The sequence below is a fragment of the Streptomyces sp. NPDC029164 genome, from assembly GCF_055563995.1.
In genome coordinates this window covers 73,315-91,406 of sequence record NZ_JBVHWW010000010.1, presented here as the reverse complement: position 1 = coordinate 91,406, position 18,092 = coordinate 73,315, and the positions used below count along the sequence as shown (strand labels likewise).

Here is an 18,092-nt window from a genome sequence, read left to right as displayed (position 1 = left end):
CGCCGTAGTGCTCAGACTCGATCGGAATCCGTTCCACCACGGAACCCTCGGCGCCGTCAGATCCCTTGGCCGCACGGGTGTGGAGGTCCATGCCGTCGTCGAGGCCGGGGGAGGTCCCATGGGGCGTTCGCGGTACCTGCGCGCCGTGCACGCCGGGCCGGCCGGCGGGTTGGACCCGGAGGCGCCCGAGGCGCTGCTGGAGTGCCTGACCGGGGTGTCGGATCGGATCGGCCGTCAGGCCGTGCTCATCGCCATGGACGACCTGAGCGCCATCGCCGTGTCCCGGGTCGCGCCCATGCTGTACGAACGGTTCCGGATCCCCCATCAGCCCGACAACCTGCCCGCCCGGGTGGCCGACAAGGCCGAGCTGTCGCGGCTCTGTTCGCGCTGGGACGTCCCGCACCCGGAGACCGTGATCCCGGCGAGCGGGGCCGAGGCCGCCGAGGCGGCCTGGCGGCTCGGCCTGCCGGTGGTCGCCAAGTGGAGCCGGCCCTGGCTGCTGCCCACCGGGGCCGACGGGCTGCGGAGCACCACGCTGGTGCACACCGCCGCAGAGGCGCGCCGGCTGTACGAACGCTCCGCGGAGGCCGGCAGCCGGCTGCTGCTCCAGCGGTTCCTGCCGGCGGGTCCGGACACCGACTGGTTCTTCCACGGCGCCTTCGCCCGGGGCGGGCGTCCGCTGCTCGCGGGATCGGGCCGCAAGGAGCTGTCCTGGCCGGTGCGGACGGGGCTGACGGCGGTGGGGCGCTGGCTGCCGGATCCGGCGGTGGAGGCGGCGGCACTGCGGCTCGCCGAACGGCTGGGCTACCAGGGGATCCTGGACCTGGACTTCCGCCGGGACGAGCAGGGGTGTTTCCGGCTGGTGGACTTCAACCCCCGTCCGGGCGCGCAGTTCCGGCTGTTCACGGACGCGGCCGGACTGGACGTGGTCCAGGCGATGTACCTGGATCTGACGGGCCAACGGGTCCCGCAGCCCTCGGGCGGTCCGGGCCGGGTGTTCGTCGCCGAGAACTACGCGCTGCTGGCGGCGGTCCGGGGCGGTGCGCTGCCGCGCCGCCGGGCGGCGGAGCACGGGGTGGGTTCCGCCGGTCCGGCAGCGGCAGCGGCGGCGGCGACGGCCGGCCGGCCGGACGGCGCCGCGGAGCAGGTCCCGCCGCTGGTCGCCGGCCAGCGGACCGGCCCGGGGCGGGCGACGGAGCCGGAGCCCGGCCCGGACCGCGCCGCGGACCGCCAAGCCGCGGACCAGCAGGGCGCGGCGGCCGGTGCGCGGCCGGTGCCGGCGGGCCGGCCCGTGCGGCCGGGGCGGGGCGGCGGGGTCGAGACGGCCTGGTTCGCCGCCGACGACCTGCTGCCGTTCCTGGCGATGCTCGGCGCCTTCCTCGGGCGTGGTGCGGGCAAGGGCGTACGGGTCCTGCGCGGGGTCCCGGCGCAGGGCCGCCGCACGGCGCGCGCGGTCGTCCGTACGCCCCGCCAGCGCGGGGAGCAGCCGGCCGCCGCTCCCCCTCCCCCTCCCCCTCCCCCTCCCCCTCCCGCGCCCGCCTCCGCCCCGGCCGCCGGGTCCGCCTCCCGTCCCGTCCCGCCGGAGGCGTCGGCCGAGCCGGACGAGCTGGTGACGCGTTGACCACGACCGGCGCGGCCGGCCGGGCCGGGCCGGGCCGGTGACCATCGAGCTGGAGGAGCGGCCGTGACGCGGATCGACGATCTCGTGGTGATCGGCGCGGGCCCGTACGGGCTGTCCATCGCCGCCCACGCGGCCGGCGCGGGGCTCGGCGTACGGCTGCTGGGCCGGCCCATGGCCTCGTGGCGCGACCACATGCCCGACGGCATGTACCTGAAGTCGGAGCCCTGGTCCTCCAACCTGTCCGCGCCGGACGGGCGGCACACCCTCGCCGATTACTGCGCCACGCGCGGACTGGCCGCGGAACACGGCACTCCGCTGCCGATCGGCACGTTCAGTGCGTACGGGATGTGGTTCGCCCGGCAGGCCGCACCGGAGGTGGAGGAGGTGACCGTCACGGAGGTGACCCCGCAGGGCGACGGCTTCCGCGTCCGCACCGCCGAGGGACCGCCCCTGCTCGCCCGTACGGTCGCCCTCGCGGTCGGGGTGATGCCCTTCGTCCACCACCCCGAGGGGCTGCGCGAGCTCCCGCCCGCCCACTACTCGCACAGCAGCGGCCACCGCGACCTGACCCGCTTCGCCGGCCGCGAGGTCGCCGTGCTCGGGGCCGGGCAGGCAGCCCTGGAGACCGCCGCCCTGCTGGCCGAGCAGGGCGCCCGGCCGTGCCTGGTCGCCCGGCGCACCCGGCTGAACTGGAACACCGTCCCGCAGCCCCTGGACCGGCCCGCGCTGCGCGCCCTGCGCGATCCGCACAGCGGCCTCGGCACCGGCTGGCGCAGCTGGGTGTGGTCCGAGCTGCCCTGGGCGGTGCGCCGGCTGCCCGCGCCCACCCGGGAGCGGATCGCGGCGACCGCGCTGGGCCCGGCGGGCGCCTGGTGGCTGCGGGACCGCTTCGAGCGGCGCGTGCCCGTCCTGCTCGGGCACCGGCTGCACCGGGCGGTCGCGGTGGGCGAGCGGACCCGGCTCGGGCTGTCCAGCCGGGCGGGGGAATCCGTGGTCCTCGACGTCGCGCACGTCATCGCGGCCACCGGCTTCGTCCCGGACCTGGCCCGGCTGGAGCTGCTCGACGCGGGGCTGCGGGCGGGGCTGGAGACCGTGGGGCACAGCGGGGCGCCCGAGCTGAGCCCCTGCTTCGAGTCCTCGTGGCCCGGGCTGTTCTTCGCGGGGCTGCTGACGGCTCCCTCATTCGGCCCTTCCATGCGATTCGTGCACGGCGCGGGCTTCACGGCGGGGAGACTGGTGAGAGGAGTCCGCAAGAGCCTCGGCGCCCGGGGTCCGCGGCCGGGCTCCACCGGTGTCGCCCGGTTCGACAGGGCTGCTTGCCCCGGGCGTCCTCCGGGGGTACCCCCAGGGCATCCGACGACGTATCCGCGGTGAGATCCGCGGTGAGAGGGGTCCGTGATGAGCGCGGAGCGAGCACAGGGCCGCGGCTGGGTGCGCATTCCCGCCAGCCGCGCGGAACAGCCCGCCACGACGGCCAGGGCCGGCGGGTTCGAGCGTGCCCCGCACGCGGCTCCGTACGCGGGCCCGTACGGGGGGCCGTACGCGAGCGCCCCGGCCGCCGACCAGGCCACCATCTACCTCTCGGTCGTCAAGCGCTGGCGGGAGGCCGGGCGCACCCTTCCGGGGCATCCTGACGAGGAGTGGGAGCGGCTGATCTCGCAGCCGTGCTGGCCCGGCCGTTAGGTGGTGTGGAAGGTGGCAGCGGCGGAGCGCGAGGGACCGGAGCCGGTCCGGCGGGCCCCCGTGACCGCGCCGGGGGAGCGGCTCGCGCTGAACGGCATGGGCAGCTTCGAGTGGGACCTGGACGCCGGGACGGTGGAGCTGGACGAGGCCGCGATGGCCGTCTTCGACCTGGGGCCGGAGGAGTTCGACGGCACCCCGGAGGGGGTCTCGCTGCACATCCGGCCCGAGGACGGGGTCCGGCTGACCGAGGCCATCGCGGGGGTCCTGGAGAGCGGCGGGGACACGTACGGCGCGTACTTCACGGTGCAGAGGCGCGACGGCCTCGACCAGTGGACCCACACCTCGGGCCGGATCCTGCGGGACGGCGAGGGGCGGTCGCGGCGCATCGTGGGGATCGTCCGGGACGCGACGGCGGAGCTGGCCCACGCGACGCTGCTGCGCAAGCTGGAGGCGGCGCGCGCCCAGCAGACGACGATCGTGCAGCGGACCACGGAGGCCCTGTCGAGGGCGGTGACGGTGGACGACGTCACGGCCGCGCTGACCGGGGCGGGCGCGCTGGAGCGTCTCGGTGCGGACGGGCTGGCCCTGGGGCTGGTCGAGGGCGGCACCATCAAGATCATCGCGCTGAGCGGGGAGTCGCTGGAGATCCTCAGCGAGCGGCGGTTCACCCGGCTGGACGGTTCGCTGCCGCTGTCGCACGCGGTGCTCACCCGGCAGGCACGTTTCGTCACCTCGCTGTCCGAGCTCGGCGGGGAGTTCCCGCTCCTCGCGGACTACCTGAACCGGATCCGGTTCGACGCGGCCGCCTACCTGCCGCTGATCGCGCAGGCCAAGGCCATCGGCGGGCTGGTCCTCTTCTACCGGCGGCGCAGCGAGTTCAGCCCGGAGGAGCGCAACCTCTGCCTGGGCCTGGCCGGCATCGTGGCGCAGTCCCTCCAGCGGGCGCTCCTCTTCGACCAGGAGCGGGAGTTCGCGACGGGCCTGCAGGCCGCCATGCTGCCGCGCCGGATTCCGGACATCACCGGCGGCGAGATCGCGGTCCGCTACCACGCCGCCTGGAGCGGGCGGGAGGTCGGCGGGGACTGGTACGACGTGATCTCGCTGCCCCGCGACCGCGTCGGCATCGTGGTGGGCGACGTACAGGGCCACGACACGCACGCGGCGGCCATCATGGGCCAGCTGCGGATCGCGCTGCGGGCGTACGCGGGGGAGGGCCACCCGCCGTCCACGGTGCTGGCGCGGGCCTCGCGCTTCCTCGCCGAACTGGACACCGAGCGCTTCGCCACCTGCATGTACGCGCAGGTGGACCTGGAGACCGGAGGCGTGCGGGCGGTCCGCGCGGGCCATCTCGGACCGCTGATCCGGCACACGGACGGGCGTACCGGCTGGCCCAACGTGCGCGGCGGCCTGCCGCTGGGGCTGGCCTCGGTCTTCGAGCAGGAGGAGTTCCCCGAGACCCGGCTCGACCTGGTCCCCGGGGAGACCCTCGTACTGTGCACGGACGGCCTGGTGGAGGAGCCGGGCACGACCATCACCCAGGGCATGGAGGCCCTGGCGCAGGCGGTGCGCAGCGGCCCGCAGGCCCCCGAGGCACTCGCCGACCACCTCTCGGACCGGCTCTGGGAGCGCTGGGGCTCCGGCGACGACGTGGCCCTGCTGGTGCTGCGCCGGGCCCCCGACCCGGGCACCCGCCGGGCGCCGCGCATCCACCAGTACGTCCACCAGGCCGACCCCGAAGGCCTCTCGGAGGCCCGCTACGCCCTGCGCCAGGCCCTGCGCGACTGGGGCATGCCGGAACTCGCCGACGACGTGGAGCTGGCGGCCGGGGAGCTGCTGGTCAACGCCCTCCTGCACACCGACGGCGGGGCGGTGCTGACCATGGAGGTGCTGCCGGAACCGGTCCGGCGGATCCGGCTGTGGGTCAAGGACCGCTCCAGCGTGTGGCCGCGCCGGCGCACTCCGGGCGAGGCGGCCACCACGGGGCGCGGGCTGCTGCTGGTGGACGCGCTGGCCACGCACTGGGGTGTGGAGTCCCGGGGCGACGGCAAGGCGGTGTGGTGCGAGTTCACCGTCGGCGGCAGCCCGCGGAGCGTGGAGTGAGCGGCCGGTCACCCCGGGTTGTGGGGTGCGGGAGGTGGGGTGATGATGCCGTCCATGGAACGGATCGTGTTGTGCGCGGGCTGAGCAAGGCCGCCGTGACGGGAGTCCTGGCCCTGGTCCTGCTGGCGGCCGGAGCGCCGACCGTCGTGGACTGGACGACCGGGCGTCCGCACGCGGACGCCGAGTGCCGCTCGGTGGCCTTCATGTCGATGACGGACGTCGCCCCGGAGTGCCGCTGACGGTGCCGGGCGCGGCGGGTGTCCCGGCCCTGCCGGGTGTTCGGGGCGTGTGCGGCCCCGGGCGCCCGGCCCCGGCAGCGGCGGCTACCGGGCGGGCGCGTGCCACGCGCCCGTCGTCGCGCGGTGGCTCAGTGCCCCTCGCGGACCTCGACGTCCTTGCTGTCCTGGGCGACCGTGGTGACCGATCGAGGCATGAAGCCGGAGAGCCGGACCTCCTGGATCTCCCCGGTGACCCGCGCGTGACCCGGCTGCACGTGCACGAAGGAGACCGGCGCGTGGGCGACCCACGTGCGCTCCGTGCCGTCGCAGACGACCTCGTCCGCGCCGAGGCTGAGCCGGATGCCGTCCTGGACGAGGGTCGCCTTGATCTGCATCGCCCCCACGGGTGACGCCTGCTCGCAGTGGTAGCTGCCGGAAAGGGTGACGCTGCCGTCCTGCGCGAGGTGAGCGTGCGGGTGTACGGAAATGCCCTGGTTGAAAACGGTGGCCCCGGCCGGGACGGTGAATACCGTGGTGGCGGCCAGTGCGGAGAGGGCTGCCAGTGCCATTCGGCGGCCGGACATGCGCATTCTTCCTCCAGATGAGATCGGGGTGACGGGAATCCGCCGGAACGCATTGTGCTGGCAGTTGGCCGCAACCGGCCGCACGCACTCCCCGTGCGCACTCGTGTCGGTGAGTGCAATTGCCCGCTCGGGCGCGTGAGACTGACCGAAATACATCCCCGAAGGGATCCCGAATGCGTCAGCCCGCCGCCCGTCGCCACACGCCCGTCCTCGCCGCCGCCCTCCTCCCGCTCCTCCTCTTCGGTGCCACGGCCTGCCAGAGCGCTCCCGGGGAAGCCGCGCTCGCCCCGGCCGTGGCCCCCGCCGTCCCGGTGGACGACGGGGCGCCGGGCGGGGAGGCACCCGAACGGCCCGCCGTGAAGGCCGCCCATGTGGGTGACTCCGTACGGGTGGACGGTGCGCAGGTCGGCCGGCACCTCCAAGCCGTGCTGACCGCGTACGTGGACCCGGCGATCAGCGTCGAGAAGAACTACGCCCCGCCCGCCGGCAAGCGCTGGGTGGCCGCCCGGATGTCCTTCGTCAACGTGGGCGGGGCCTCGTACGGGGCGCTCGGACGCGTGTGGGCGCACGACAGCGCGGGGCAGCGCCACCCGGTGGTGCCCACCGGCGAGCTGACCACCGGCAAACCACTCGTCTTCGATTCCCTGGAGGTGGGTGAGCGGGCCGAGGGATGGGTGGTGTTCGAAATCCCGGAAAACGCGCGCATTGTGCGCCTCCAGTACCAGGACGCGAACATGCAGACGAATTCCGGAGGGGGATTCTGGGAGGTCTAGCCCGCCCGGGTGAAAGGCCGTGAAAGGCCTGGGGGCGGGACCACTAGGGTGCGGCGCATGACTTCTACTCAAGCCGAAATCGACCGGTCCCAGCTCGGCACCCTTTCGGTGCTCGCCTGGATCGGCGACCCTTCCGAGGCGCACGACATCCCGTACCTCCTCGCCTACACCCTCGGCGACGGCCCCAAGGGCCGGGAGGCCGGCGAGGCGGCGGCCCGCGGGCTGCTGGAGGAGATCGGCCTGCCCATCGGCGACGTCGTCATGGACGGCACCCGCAACCCGGCCGCCTTCCCGGTGCAGATCCTGCTGGAAGGCAACCAGATCGCGCTCACCCTGCCCGGGATGAACGCGCAGTGCACCGCCCCCGACGAGTGGGTCGCCGCCGCGGACGAGAGCGGGCAGGCCTACTTCCTGTTCGCCACGCGCGCCTGGCCCGAGGCGGTCCCCGGCAAGCCGGTCGACGCGGAGACCCTGCAGGCGTTCGCGGGCGACGAGTCCGTGCTCACGGGCAGCGCCCACTGCGTCCTCGCCGTGCGGCGCCTGCAGAAGTAGCCGCGTCCCGGGTGCCGCCACCACCCGCTCCGGCCGCCGGGCTCCCAGCCTGCCCGGTGGCCGGTCCCGCTCCTTCCCGGGCGGCGTCAGGGGCGTTCGAAGGCGAACTTGAGCGAACGGACCCGGTTGTCGAAGTTCGACCCGGCCAGGTCCGGCAGACCCACCGCGCGCAGCCCGACCGGCCGGGTGAGCAACTCGCGGAAGAGCGCCTTCATCTCCACCCGGGCCAGGTGCGCGCCCAGGCAGAAGTGCGGGCCGCCGCCGCCGAACCCCAGGTGCGGATTGGGCGAGCGGGTGATGTCGAAGGCGTCCGGATCGGGGAAGACCGCCTCGTCGCGGTTGGCGGACGCGTAGTACAGCACCACCTTGTCGCCCGGCCGGAACACGTGCCCGTCCATGGTGTGCTCGGCGGCCACCGTCCGGCGGAACTGGATGATCGGCGTCGAGTGGCGGATCATCTCGTCCACCGCGCCGTCCGCGTACTTCTCGAAGTCCGAGAGCAGCAGGTCGCGCTGGTCCGGGTGGTCGGTGAGCAGCGTCAGCCCGTGGGTGATCGCATTGCGGGTGGTCTCCACCCCGGCGACCATCAAGAGGGAGAAGAAGGCCCCGAGTTGGCGGGCCCCGAGGGCCTGGCCGTCCACGTTCGCGCAGACCAGGGCCGAGATCAGGTCGTCGGTGGGGTTCTTGCGCCGCTCCCGGCCGATGCCCGCCACCATCCGCTGCATACGGGCGAGCGCGCGCAGCCCGCGCCCGGGCATCCGCAGCCGGGCCGTCAGGCCCCGCTCCACGCCGATGTTCTCGGAGGCGTGGTTGACGCGGTCGGCGATCTCGGCGCGGTAGTGCTCCGGGATGCCCATCATGTTGCAGATGACGTCCAGGGGAAGCCGGGAGGCCACCGCCGAGACGAACTCGTCCGGTTCGTCGGCGAGCACGTCGTCCACGATGCGGGCCGCCACCGCGTGGATGTCCTCCTCGGCCGCGGCCAGCAGGCGGGGCGTGAACGCCCGCTGGACGATCTTGCGGAGCTGGGCGTGGTCGGGGCCGTCCAGATTGACCATCGAGTCACCGAACAGCGCCCGCACCCAGCGCGCCGGTTCGGGAGTGGTCACACCGGGGGCGCTGGCGAAGACCTTGGGGAGGCGACTGGCCTCCTGAACCTGGGCGTGCCGCACGAGGGCCCAGTGCCCGGCCCCTTCGGGGACGAAGACGGGCGAGCCGACGGCCCGCAGGCGGGCGAAGGCGGCGAGGCGGTGGGCGGGGGGCCGCTGCCAGAAGCCGGGCTCGGCCAGTTCCCTGCCGGGGTCTTCGCCGGGGCGTTGTGGGGGGAGTGTCATGGCCTGGAAACGGTGACGGGGGCGCGGGGGTGACGGCCGGGCCGCGGCCCGTCTGCCGGGGCTCCGCCCCCAGACCCCGCGCATCAAACGCCGGCGGGGCCGAATCGGCTGGACCGTGTCGACAGGGTCACGCCGACCGCCACGGCCGCGGTCGACACCAGGCCCGCCCAGAGCACGGCGTACGGCCCCGTCCACATACAGGCCAGTACGGCGAGCGCGGCGACCGGCAGCACCAGCTGCTCCGCGAGGCCGCGCTTGAAGTGCCGCGAGTGCAGCAGCCACACCATCAGCAGGAACAGTGCGGCCGGCACGGTCACGGCCGCGTTGGCGGCGACCTGGGAGACGTGCGCCTTGTGGACCGCGTGCTCCACCGCGACCTCGATGCCCGCGCCGATCGCCGCACCCGAGGCGAAGATCAGCAGGTGGCCGTACCCCCACGGGATCGCCTCGCGGTTGGAGTTCAGGTGCTCGTGCATCGGTACGGCGAAGTAGATCCACCACGCGGCGAACACGATCAGCAGCCCGCCCGCGGCGATGGGCAGCAGCAGGTCGAGGGCCTCGTGCTCGTCGAGCGCCGACTTGACCGCGACCGTGCTCGCGGCGATCGTCTCGCCGAGCACGATGATGGTGAACAGGCCGTACCGCTCCACGATGTGGTGGGCGTGCCAGGGGGTCTGGTGCCCGCGTTCGGCGATCACCGGAACGAGCAGCTCGCAGGCGGCCACGACCAGGAACAGCCACCGCTTCCAGTCGTTCGGGACGAACAGCAGCGCCACCCAGCCGAACTGGCAGAGCACCAGCCCGGTCGCGTACTTCAGGGCTGCCGTGCGGGCCGTGCCGGTCTCCCCGGAGGCCGCCCGCAGCCACTGCGCCGTCAGCGCGACGCGCATGATGATGTAGCCGACGACGGCGACGGTCCAGTCGTTCCCGTCGAAGGCCCGGCTCACCCCGGCCGCGTAGACGAGGACACCGGCGATCTGGACGAGGGTCGCGATCCGGTACGGCACGTCGTCGCAGTCGTAGGCGGAGGCGAACCACGTGAAGTTCATCCACGCCCACCACACGCCGAAGAAGACGAAGAAGTAGCCGATCACCCCGGTGACGGGATGCCCCTCGGCCAGCGAGTGCACCAGGCGCTGCCCGCACTGCGCGATCGCCACGACGAAGCAGAGGTCGAAGAACAGCTCCAGGGGGGTGGCCGCGCGGTGGTCCTCGTGGCGGCTGCGCGCGATCATGGGGGAGTAGGCCATACCGGCCAGGAGACCAGAGGGACCGGCCACCGGCAGGCCGGACGCGCTACCGGCGCCGCCCGTGTGCCCCGGGCGGCGGGCGCGGCAGCGACCAACGCGCCGGGGACGACGGGATCTTGTCCCGTGGCCCTGAGCGCCTTCTCCTCTGCCCCGGGGTGCCCCCGGGACCGGAGCCCGGATGGAGGTCAGCACCCTTCTCGCAGTTCAGGACCATGCCATGAGCTCGTCGGTACGGCACGATGGTCGCGATCGCCGCGCTGTGCGGCATCGGCGGCGCGAAGGCTTCTACGCCAGCTGCCTCGCGGTGTGCTGGTGGTTCTACGCCCGCAAGGGCGCCGAGGCCCCCAGCTGAGCGGGGCCGCGGCCAGGGGCGGCCGTACCCTGGAGACATGAGCAGCGCCCCCGCCTCCGACCCGCAGTCCTCGCGTCCCGCCCCCGCCGCCGGGGCCGACCGGCCCCGGCCGAAGCCGAAGCTGGTCTTCGACGACCCGCTGGACCGGCAGTCCTCGGACGACACCGACCGGGGCTGGGGCGAGCGGCCGCCCGCCGGCGGAAGCGCGGCCGACCTGGCCCGCTTCCTCGACGAGAAGCCCCCGCACCACATCTGACCGGCCGAGGCCGCCGGTGCGACAGGGCCGACAGGGCCGACAGGGTCGGCAGCACCGGTCAGAACGCGTCGCGCGTACCCGACCGGCCGCTGCCGCCGCCGTTGGCGCGCTGCGCGACCAGCTCGTCCCGGATCTCCTTGAGGACCTCCAGCTCGGTGATCTCGACGAGCTCCTGGACGCCCTCCCGGGCCTTGCGGCGGGCCTCCTGCTTGGCCAGGTACTTCGCCATCGGCAGCACCATGAGGAAGTACACGACCGCCGCGGTGATCAGGAAGGTCAGCGTGGCGTTCAGCACCGAGCCCCAGAGGATCTCGACACCCGTCGGCTGGCCGTTCGGGCCGACGCCGCAAGGGCTCTTGAGGCAGGACTTGTAGCCGTCCAGGCTCTGCGTGCCCACCGCGCCGATCACCGGGCTGATCAGCCCCTTGACCACAGAGTTCACGATGTTCGTGAACGCGGCGCCGATGACCACGGCCACCGCCAGGTCGACCACGTTGCCGCGCATCAGGAAGGCCTTGAAGCCTGCCAGCACGCTCTCCTTCTTCTTCTCGCTCACGACTGAGCCTCTCTTCACATCTGCCGAACACGGAGCCAACGGTTCCGAAAGCTACGGCAGTCCGGGCGCGCCGTGTCCAATCGCCCCCCACGTCAAGGTGAATTGACCGGCCGCGTGTGCGGATCAACACAGCGTCACCGCCAGCCGCGTCACGGCGCCCGCCCCCACGAGATCCCGCGCGGTGTCCCGGGGCACGGACAGGACCACCAGCGCCCCACCGTCCCCGACACCCTGCTCGTCACGGGGTACTTCGGCGACCCGGGCCCCCGCGGCCACCACCCTGGTCGGTCCGGCGCGCTCCGCCGCGACCACGTCGACCCGGTCCCCGGGCCGCAGCAGCCGCACCGTCGCGGCGTCCGCGATGCGCACCGGGGCCGACACCATCCGCACCGCCGCGGGCGGTGCGCCACCCTGTACGGCCCGGGCCGGCGGCGGCGCGGCGCCCCGGAAGGCCTGCGCCTGCGCCCCGCCCACCGCCAGGGCCGCCGCCACGACGGCCAGTGCGGCCGAGGCGGCCCGCCGCCTGCGCCGCAGGGCCCGGCGCAGCCGGTCCCCGCCCCGCCCCACGCGAAGCGGCGGGAACGGCGGGACCGGGCGTGCGGGGGGACACGCGGAGGAAATCGAAGAAGCCGTGGAACAACGGGACATGACGAACACCACCAGACCGAGTGAGTCGCTGTGCCCGGACCCGTCGCCCGGACACCACTCACGATCCGGCCTCCCGGGGAATCCCGCCGGAGCCTGTGGACGATCCCCAGCCTGTGGACAACCTCCTCACCCGCAGGAGTTAACAGGCACCCCGGGCCCGCCGCAGCGCGGCCCCCGGGTCGGCGGCCCGCGCGATCGACCGGCCCACCACGACGTGCGAGGCCCCGGCCGCGAAGGCGGCCCGGGGAGTACCCGGCCGCGCGTGCCCGCCCGTCGCCCCGTCCGGCCCCAGGGTCACGCCCGGCGTGACGATCAGCCGCTCCGGACCCAGCAGCGCGCGCAGCACCCCGGCCTCCCGCGGCGAGGCGATCACCCCGTCGCATCCGGCGCCCACCGCCAGCCGGGCCAGCCGCAGCACCTGCTCCTCGGTGTCCGCCTCGATGCCGATGTCGGCGAGGTCGCCGGCGGTCATGCTGGTGACCACCGTCAGCGCGAGCACCCGCAGGCGCGGGAACTCCCGAGCCGCCTCCACCGCCGCGGCCATGATCCCCGTACCGCCCATGGCGTGCACGGTCACCAGGGACGCGCCCAGGGCCCCGGCCGCCCGGACGGCGCCGGCGACGGAGTTCGGGATCTCGAAGAGCTTCAGGTCGAGGAAGACCTCGTGCCCCCGCTCGACGAGGTCCCGTGCGAGCCCGGGGCCGGCGGCGGTCAGCAGCTCCAAGCCGATCTTGTAGAAGCCGCACGCGTGGCCGAGGCGCTCGACGAGCTCCTCGGCGGCCCGGCGGTCGTCGAAGTCGAGGGCGACGATGACCTCGCGGTCGGCGAAGGGGAAGTCATTGTTCACGCCGTCATTGTCGAGGCCGCCGCCCGGCCGGGAGCCGCCCGGCCGGGAGCCGCCCGGCCGGGAGCCGGCGACACGAGCGCCGGCACACCCGCACTCGCTGCGCGCTCTCCGCAGTGGCTACGCCTTTTCCTCGCCCAGCGCGGTGGGGTCCACCCCGAGCGCGCCGAGGAGCCGGTTCGTGAGGTCCTCCGCGAAGGCCTCGGAGCCGGTGAGAGCGGCCCGGATCCCGTCCGGGTCGGCGGTCAGCCCGGCTGCGGCCGCCCAGTCGAGCGCGCCCGCCAGGGCGGCCTCGACGGGGAACCGGTCGACGGGTATCTCGTAGTCCTCGGCCGTGTTGCGGTTGAGCAGCGCCTTCCAGTGGCCCGCGGCGAAGGTGGCGCCCTCGACGAAGCCGACATCGCTGTCGAGGTAGGCCACCGTGAGCACCGGCGCCCCGGTCCGCCGCGCCAGGGCTGCCGCGGCGCCCTCCGGCTGGTCGGGGTAGTACACGGCCGACCAGCCACCGCCCAGGTTTGCGTCGCCGTCGACGTCCGCGCACCCGGCCCCGGCCGCGAACTCCCGCAGCTCTGCCACCGTGGCATGCGCCACGGCCATCCCGCCCCGATTTCCCATGTGGGGAGGTTAGGGGCCGTCACCGACAACGCTGCGGCGAGCCCGCGGCGCGGGGGGGGGCTAGGGCAGCTCGATGCCCAGGTCCCAGCCGTCGTGCGCGTGCGTGCACAGGCAGGCACGGGACTCCGTCACCGGCAGGGCCGCCACCGCGTCGAAGAGCACCTCGCGCAGCCGGCCGACGTTCTCGCCGAACACCTTCAGGACCTCGGTGTGGGAGACGCCCTCACCCGTCTCGGCGCCCGCGTCCAGGTCCGTGACCAGGGCCATCGAGGTGTAGCAGAGCCCCAGCTCGCGCGCGAGGATCGCCTCCGGGTGCCCGGTCATCCCGACGACCGACCAGCCCGCGGCGGCGTGCCACTGCGACTCCGCCCGCGTGGAGAAGCGCGGCCCCTCGATGACGACCATGGTTCCGCCGTCCACCGGTTCCCAGCCCCGGCCCCGGGCCGCCGCGATCGCCACGGACCGGCCCACCGGGCAGTACGGGTCGGCGAAGGTGGTGTGCACGACGTTCGGCACCGAGCCGTCCGGCAGCGGCTCCCCGTCGAAGAACGTCTGCGCACGGGACTTCGTACGGTCGACCAGCTGGTCGGGAACGAGCAGCGTGCCCGGTCCGTACTCGGTCCGCAGGCCGCCGACCGCGCACGGCCCCAGCACCTGGCGGACGCCGACCGAGCGCAGGGCCCACAGGTTGGCCCGGTAATTGATCTTGTGTGGCGGGACGGTGTGGCTGCGTCCGTGCCGGGGGAGGAAGGCCACCTGCCGGCCGGCCAGCTCACCCACGTACAGCGAGTCGCTCGGGGGTCCGTACGGGGTCTCCACCTGGACCTCGGAGACGTCCTCCAGGAAGGAGTAGAAGCCCGAACCGCCGATGACACCGATCTCTGCGTTCACCATGCGGCCCACCCTAACCGGGCATGCCAAAGGCCCCGCTGCCCGGTCAGGGCGGGCGGGGCCTCAGGGTGAAACGGTCAGGCGGCCGACGTGGAGCTGCTGCTCGAGGACGACGAGGACGACGAGGAGGACGAAGCGGCGGGCGCGGCGGCGGTCGACGTCGTGGACGAGGACGAGCTCGACGCCGGCTTCGAGGCAGGGGTGCTGCTCGACGAAGCGCCACGGCTGTCGTTCCGGTAGAAACCGGAGCCCTTGAAGACGATGCCGACCGCGGAGAACACCTTCTTCAGGCGTCCGTCGCAGCTCGGGCACACGGTCAGCGCGTCATCGGTGAACTTCTGCACGGCCTCAAGGCCCTCACCGCACTCGGTGCACTGGTACTGGTAGGTCGGCACGAATTTCCTCCTGGCACTCTCACTCAATGAGTGCTAACGACGCTCCATGGTGACGTATTCCGGCGGATCAGTCCACCGTCACCGGCACGCGGTGACCCATCCCACGCTCGTTCACCCGGTTACGGGCGGCCGGCGCGGAGGCGTTCGGGCCCGCCGTTACGGCCGGAGCGGCGGCCGGAGCAGCGGCCGGAGCAGCGGCCGGAGCGGTGGCCGCGGCCGCCGGCCCGGACGAGTGCACGATCCGGCTCGGGGCCTTCGGGGCCAGCTTCCCGCGCAGCGCCAGCAGGGTGGCCAGCGCGAGCGCGGTGGCGGCCAGGGGCACCAGGAAGCCGTACGAGGAACCGTGCGCGTCCGTCAGGCGGCCTGCCAGCGTGACCGCGACGGCCTGACCGAAGGCGATCGAACCGGTCAGCCAGGTGAAGGCCTCGGTCCGGGCGCCCGCCGGGACCAGCTGCTCGACCATCGTGTAGCCGGTGATCAGCGCCGGGGCGATGAACAGGCCCACGACCAGGCCGAGGGCGCCCAGCAGGATCATCGAGTGGGCGGCCCACAGGACGGACGCGGCGGCGGTGAGGCCGATGTAGCCCAGGATCAGCCGGCGACGCGGGCCGATCTTCCAGGCGACGGCGCCCATGGCGATGCCGGCGATCATGTTGCCGGCGGCGAAGACGCCGTAGAGCAGGCCGTTGGCCCCGGGGTTGCCGATCTCGTTGGAGAAGGCGGCGAGCGAGACCTGCATGCCGCCGAAGACGGCGCCGATCCCGAGGAAGGCGAAGATCAGGACGCGCAGGCCCGGGTAGGACAGTGCGAAGGCGCGCTTCTCACCGGTGGCCGACGGGGCGTGCGGCTTGGGCTGGGTGGCGCGACGGGCCGCGAAGAGCAGGCCGCCGAGCAGCGTCAGCGTGGCCTCGGTGACCAGGCCGGCCGCCGGGTGGACGCCGGTGCACAGGGCGGTCGCGAGGACCGGGCCGACGACGAAGGTGAACTCGTCGGTGACGGACTCGAAGGCGGCGGCCGTGGGCAGCAGCGGCGAGCCCTCCAGCTTGGCGGCCCAGCGGGCCCGGACCATCGGGCCGACCTGCGGCACCGAGGCGCCGGTGGGGATGGCGGCGACGGCCAGCGCCCAGACCGGAGCGCCCAGCAGGGCGAGTGCGGCCAGGCCGCTGACGGCGGCGGCGTGCGTGAGGACCACGGGGAGCAGGACGGCGCTCTGGCCGAAGCGGTCGGTGAAGATGCCCATCAGGGGGGCGGAGAGCGCCATCGAGACGCCGGTGACGGCGGCGACGATGCCGGCGCTGCCGTAGGAACCGGTGGTGTGCTGGACCAGCAGCAGGATGCTGATGGTCAGCATTCCGAAGGGGAGGCGCGCTGCGAAGCCGGGAAGTACGAAGCCGAGGGCACCGGGCGTGCGCAGGAGCTGTCCGTAGCCGGGGCGGGCGGAGTTTTCGGTCGTGACCGCGGATGTCACGGCCTTGCCTTTCCGCTGCCTGGTAGAGCGTCCCCGTCTGCGGACGGTGCTTCGCTTTGTGAGCGGCCGCACCCGTACATGTGGGAGCCCCGAGAGCTGTCCTCTTGCGCAGAACCGAGTGATACCTGGGCGCCCACTGCGGGAGGGAGCCACGGCCGCTTTGCGGTCGCGCCAGCTCTGCGTCAGGCAGAGTTGGTTCGATCTGTTGTGCCTTCATCGTACAGGCGATCCCACTACCACGCCCTGTGATTGCGCTGACAACCTGTGTCTTCACCTGCGATTAACGGGAGTTTCGCACGCAGGAGGTTGGGAAATGGGGATGAAACCGGGCAGATCGCACTGAAGATACGGAATTAGAACGTCGCTCTAACGCGGCCCGGTCCCGTTCCCCGTCCCCAGCCACCCCGCCAGTTTGCCGCCCCGCGCCACCGCGCGCAGCCGTGCCTCGGCCGCGTCCCGGACCGGATCCGTGGCCACCACCAGCAGCTCGTCCCCGCGCCGCAGCACGGTCGACGGCAGCGGTACGAAGCTCTTCGCGTCCCGGACCACCAGCGTGACCGAGGCCCCGGGCGGCAGCCGCAGCTCGCTCACCTCCACGCCGTGCATCCGCGAGGCCGTCGGGATCTCGAAGGAGAGCAGGTGCCCGCGCAGCTTCTCCAGCGGCGCCGACTCGATGCCGAGGTCGGCGGCGCTCTCCTCCCCCGTCCCGAGGTTCAGCTTGCGCGCCAGCCAGGGCAGGGTCGGCCCCTGCACCAGGGTGTAGACGACGACCAGGACGAAGACGATGTTGAAGACGCGGTCGCTGCCCTCGATCCCGGTCACCATCGGGATGGTCGCCAGGATGATGGGCACGGCGCCGCGCAGGCCCGCCCACGACATCAGGGCCTGTTCCTGCCACGGGATCCGGAAGGGCAGCAGGCTGATGAAGACCTCCAGGGGCCGCGCCACCATCGTGAGCACCAGCCCGATGACCACGGCGGGCCAGAAGTCGTGAACCAGCTCGTGCGGGGTGACCAGCAGGCCCAGCAGCACGAACATGCCGATCTGGGCGATCCAGCCGAGCCCGTCCGCGAACCCCCGGGTGGCCGGCCAGTGCGGGAGCTTCGCGTTCCCGAGCACCATCGCGGCCAGGTACACCGCGAGGAAGCCGGAGCCGTGCGCGATCGCGCCGGCCGCGTACGCCGTGATGGCGATGGCCATGACGGCGATCGGGTAGAGGCCGGAGGCGGGCAGTGCCACGTGCCGCAGGCCGTACGCGCCCAGGAAGCCCACGGTCAGGCCGATCGCGACGCCGATGACCAGCTCCAGCGCGATCTTGCCGAGCAGGACGTACCACTCGTCCACCGGGCCGACGGCGGCGAAGGCCACCACCAGGATGACGACGGGTGCGTCGTTGAAGCCGGACTCGGCCTCCAGGACGCCCGTGATCCGGGCGGGCAGCGGGACCTTGCGCAGCACCGAGAAGACGGCCGCCGCGTCGGTCGAGGAGACGACCGCGCCGATCAGGAGGGCTTGGCGCCATTCCAGTCCGACCAGGTAATGCGCTCCCGCCGCCGTCACGCCCACGCTGACCGCGACGCCCACCAGGGAGAGGACGATCGCCGCCGGCAGGGCCGGCTTGATCTCTTTCCACTTCGTGCCCAGACCGCCCTCGGCGAGGATCACCACGAGTGCGGCGTAGCCGATGACCTGGGTCAGCTCGGCATTGTCGAATACGACGTTGCCTATGCCGTCCTGGCCTATCGCGACGCCTATGCCGAGGTAGATGAGCAGGCTGGGCAGACCGCTGCGTGACGAGACGCGAACCGCCGCCACGGCGACGAGCAGTACGAGCGAGCAGACCAGCAGAAGCTCATTGAGCGTGTGGACAGTCAGCGGGCGGCCCTCCTCAATGCACCCGGCGGATCGATCCTCCCGGCGACAAGTTCGGCAAGTAGTTCGTTACCTTACCT

The 18,092-nt window shown here is 73.5% G+C and carries 19 protein-coding genes; 8 read left to right on the top strand and 11 right to left on the bottom strand.

Annotation, left to right across the window (positions count from 1 at the left end; genetic code table 11):
• The first annotated feature begins 118 nt into the window (after window positions 1–118).
• From ACZ4VT_RS12135 to ACZ4VT_RS12115, 5 genes are all read left to right on the top strand, one after another.
• Window positions 119–1,621 (top strand): carboxylate--amine ligase, encoded by a 1,503-nt coding sequence (locus ACZ4VT_RS12135; RefSeq protein ID WP_467948801.1) that lies wholly within the window; start codon window positions 119–121, stop codon window positions 1,619–1,621.
• 72 nt (window positions 1,622–1,693) lie between these two features.
• Window positions 1,694–2,995: an NAD(P)-binding domain-containing protein gene (locus ACZ4VT_RS12130; protein WP_467948956.1), complete on the top strand. Its 1,302-nt coding sequence runs from the start codon at window positions 1,694–1,696 to the stop codon at window positions 2,993–2,995.
• A 24-nt stretch (window positions 2,996–3,019) separates the two neighbouring features.
• Window positions 3,020–3,304 (top strand): hypothetical protein, encoded by a 285-nt coding sequence (locus ACZ4VT_RS12125; protein WP_467948800.1) that lies wholly within the window; start codon window positions 3,020–3,022, stop codon window positions 3,302–3,304.
• A 12-nt stretch (window positions 3,305–3,316) separates the two neighbouring features.
• A complete protein-coding gene (locus ACZ4VT_RS12120) occupies window positions 3,317–5,404 on the top strand; it encodes a SpoIIE family protein phosphatase (RefSeq protein ID WP_467948798.1) in 2,088 nt (695 codons plus the stop codon).
• 71 nt (window positions 5,405–5,475) lie between these two features.
• Window positions 5,476–5,643: a hypothetical protein gene (locus tag ACZ4VT_RS12115; RefSeq protein WP_327414479.1), complete on the top strand. Its 168-nt coding sequence runs from the start codon at window positions 5,476–5,478 to the stop codon at window positions 5,641–5,643.
• 128 nt (window positions 5,644–5,771) lie between these two features.
• On the opposite strand, the gene ACZ4VT_RS12110 is transcribed toward ACZ4VT_RS12115, so the two are convergent.
• Complete coding sequence (locus ACZ4VT_RS12110; RefSeq protein ID WP_467948796.1) at window positions 5,772–6,206, bottom strand: DUF6299 family protein; 435 nt, start codon at window positions 6,204–6,206, stop codon at window positions 5,772–5,774.
• A 173-nt stretch (window positions 6,207–6,379) separates the two neighbouring features.
• On the opposite strand from ACZ4VT_RS12110, the gene ACZ4VT_RS12105 reads away from it, so the two are divergent.
• The gene (locus ACZ4VT_RS12105) at window positions 6,380–6,979 is read left to right on the top strand and encodes a DUF4352 domain-containing protein (protein ID WP_467948795.1); all 600 of its coding nucleotides are present in this window, start codon (window positions 6,380–6,382) and stop codon (window positions 6,977–6,979) included.
• Window positions 6,980–7,036: 57 nt separating this feature from the next.
• Window positions 7,037–7,531: a DUF5949 family protein gene (locus ACZ4VT_RS12100; RefSeq protein ID WP_362802893.1), complete on the top strand. Its 495-nt coding sequence runs from the start codon at window positions 7,037–7,039 to the stop codon at window positions 7,529–7,531.
• Between the two features lie 86 nt (window positions 7,532–7,617).
• Here the strand turns inward: ACZ4VT_RS12100 and ACZ4VT_RS12095 are convergent, their stop codons facing one another.
• Together ACZ4VT_RS12095 and ACZ4VT_RS12090 are read right to left on the bottom strand one after the other, a co-directional pair.
• Window positions 7,618–8,865: a cytochrome P450 gene (locus ACZ4VT_RS12095; RefSeq protein WP_467948793.1), complete on the bottom strand. Its 1,248-nt coding sequence runs from the start codon at window positions 8,863–8,865 to the stop codon at window positions 7,618–7,620.
• An 83-nt stretch (window positions 8,866–8,948) separates the two neighbouring features.
• Window positions 8,949–10,115, bottom strand: a complete 1,167-nt coding sequence (locus tag ACZ4VT_RS12090) for a low temperature requirement protein A (RefSeq protein ID WP_467948791.1) — start codon at window positions 10,113–10,115, stop codon at window positions 8,949–8,951.
• 389 nt (window positions 10,116–10,504) lie between these two features.
• Between ACZ4VT_RS12090 and ACZ4VT_RS12085 the strand changes: the two genes are divergently transcribed.
• A complete protein-coding gene (locus ACZ4VT_RS12085) occupies window positions 10,505–10,723 on the top strand; it encodes a hypothetical protein (protein ID WP_351590758.1) in 219 nt (72 codons plus the stop codon).
• 58 nt (window positions 10,724–10,781) lie between these two features.
• On the opposite strand, the gene mscL is transcribed toward ACZ4VT_RS12085, so the two are convergent.
• The 8 genes from mscL to ACZ4VT_RS12045 form a co-directional block, all read right to left on the bottom strand.
• Window positions 10,782–11,279 (bottom strand): large conductance mechanosensitive channel protein MscL, encoded by a 498-nt coding sequence (mscL, locus tag ACZ4VT_RS12080; RefSeq protein WP_467948789.1) that lies wholly within the window; start codon window positions 11,277–11,279, stop codon window positions 10,782–10,784.
• Between the two features lie 123 nt (window positions 11,280–11,402).
• Window positions 11,403–11,846, bottom strand: coding sequence for a hypothetical protein (locus tag ACZ4VT_RS12075; RefSeq protein ID WP_467948787.1), 444 nt, complete (start codon window positions 11,844–11,846; stop codon window positions 11,403–11,405).
• Between the two features lie 220 nt (window positions 11,847–12,066).
• A complete protein-coding gene (gene pyrF, locus ACZ4VT_RS12070) occupies window positions 12,067–12,774 on the bottom strand; it encodes an orotidine-5'-phosphate decarboxylase (RefSeq protein WP_467948786.1) in 708 nt (235 codons plus the stop codon).
• 117 nt (window positions 12,775–12,891) lie between these two features.
• Window positions 12,892–13,386, bottom strand: coding sequence for a hypothetical protein (locus tag ACZ4VT_RS12065; RefSeq protein WP_467948784.1), 495 nt, complete (start codon window positions 13,384–13,386; stop codon window positions 12,892–12,894).
• Between the two features lie 60 nt (window positions 13,387–13,446).
• Window positions 13,447–14,280: an S-methyl-5'-thioadenosine phosphorylase gene (locus ACZ4VT_RS12060; protein ID WP_467948782.1), complete on the bottom strand. Its 834-nt coding sequence runs from the start codon at window positions 14,278–14,280 to the stop codon at window positions 13,447–13,449.
• A 74-nt stretch (window positions 14,281–14,354) separates the two neighbouring features.
• A complete protein-coding gene (locus ACZ4VT_RS12055) occupies window positions 14,355–14,672 on the bottom strand; it encodes an FmdB family zinc ribbon protein (RefSeq protein WP_467948781.1) in 318 nt (105 codons plus the stop codon).
• 67 nt (window positions 14,673–14,739) lie between these two features.
• Window positions 14,740–16,140 carry an MFS transporter gene (locus ACZ4VT_RS12050; RefSeq protein WP_467948779.1) on the bottom strand — a complete coding sequence of 467 codons (1,401 nt, stop codon included), beginning with the start codon at window positions 16,138–16,140 and terminating at the stop codon, window positions 14,740–14,742.
• Window positions 16,141–16,506: 366 nt separating this feature from the next.
• Entirely contained in the window at window positions 16,507–18,033 is a 1,527-nt protein-coding gene (locus ACZ4VT_RS12045) for a potassium/proton antiporter (protein ID WP_467948954.1), read from the bottom strand.
• Between the last annotated feature and the right edge of the window lie 59 nt (window positions 18,034–18,092).

Excerpts from the sequence above, each read along its gene's own strand:
- ACZ4VT_RS12135 (WP_467948801.1), top strand. The coding sequence starts at position 119 with ATGGGGCGTTCGCGGTACCTGCGCGCCGTGCACGCCGGGCCGGCCGGC.
- ACZ4VT_RS12125 (WP_467948800.1), top strand. The coding sequence starts at position 3,020 with ATGAGCGCGGAGCGAGCACAGGGCCGCGGCTGGGTGCGCATTCCCGCC.
- ACZ4VT_RS12110 (WP_467948796.1), bottom strand. The coding sequence starts at position 6,206 with ATGTCCGGCCGCCGAATGGCACTGGCAGCCCTCTCCGCACTGGCCGCC.
- ACZ4VT_RS12105 (WP_467948795.1), top strand. The coding sequence starts at position 6,380 with ATGCGTCAGCCCGCCGCCCGTCGCCACACGCCCGTCCTCGCCGCCGCC.
- ACZ4VT_RS12100 (WP_362802893.1), top strand. The coding sequence starts at position 7,037 with ATGACTTCTACTCAAGCCGAAATCGACCGGTCCCAGCTCGGCACCCTT.
- ACZ4VT_RS12095 (WP_467948793.1), bottom strand. The coding sequence starts at position 8,865 with ATGACACTCCCCCCACAACGCCCCGGCGAAGACCCCGGCAGGGAACTG.
- ACZ4VT_RS12090 (WP_467948791.1), bottom strand. The coding sequence starts at position 10,115 with ATGGCCTACTCCCCCATGATCGCGCGCAGCCGCCACGAGGACCACCGC.
- ACZ4VT_RS12085 (WP_351590758.1), top strand. The coding sequence starts at position 10,505 with ATGAGCAGCGCCCCCGCCTCCGACCCGCAGTCCTCGCGTCCCGCCCCC.
- ACZ4VT_RS12065 (WP_467948784.1), bottom strand. The coding sequence starts at position 13,386 with ATGGGAAATCGGGGCGGGATGGCCGTGGCGCATGCCACGGTGGCAGAG.
- ACZ4VT_RS12060 (WP_467948782.1), bottom strand. The coding sequence starts at position 14,280 with ATGGTGAACGCAGAGATCGGTGTCATCGGCGGTTCGGGCTTCTACTCC.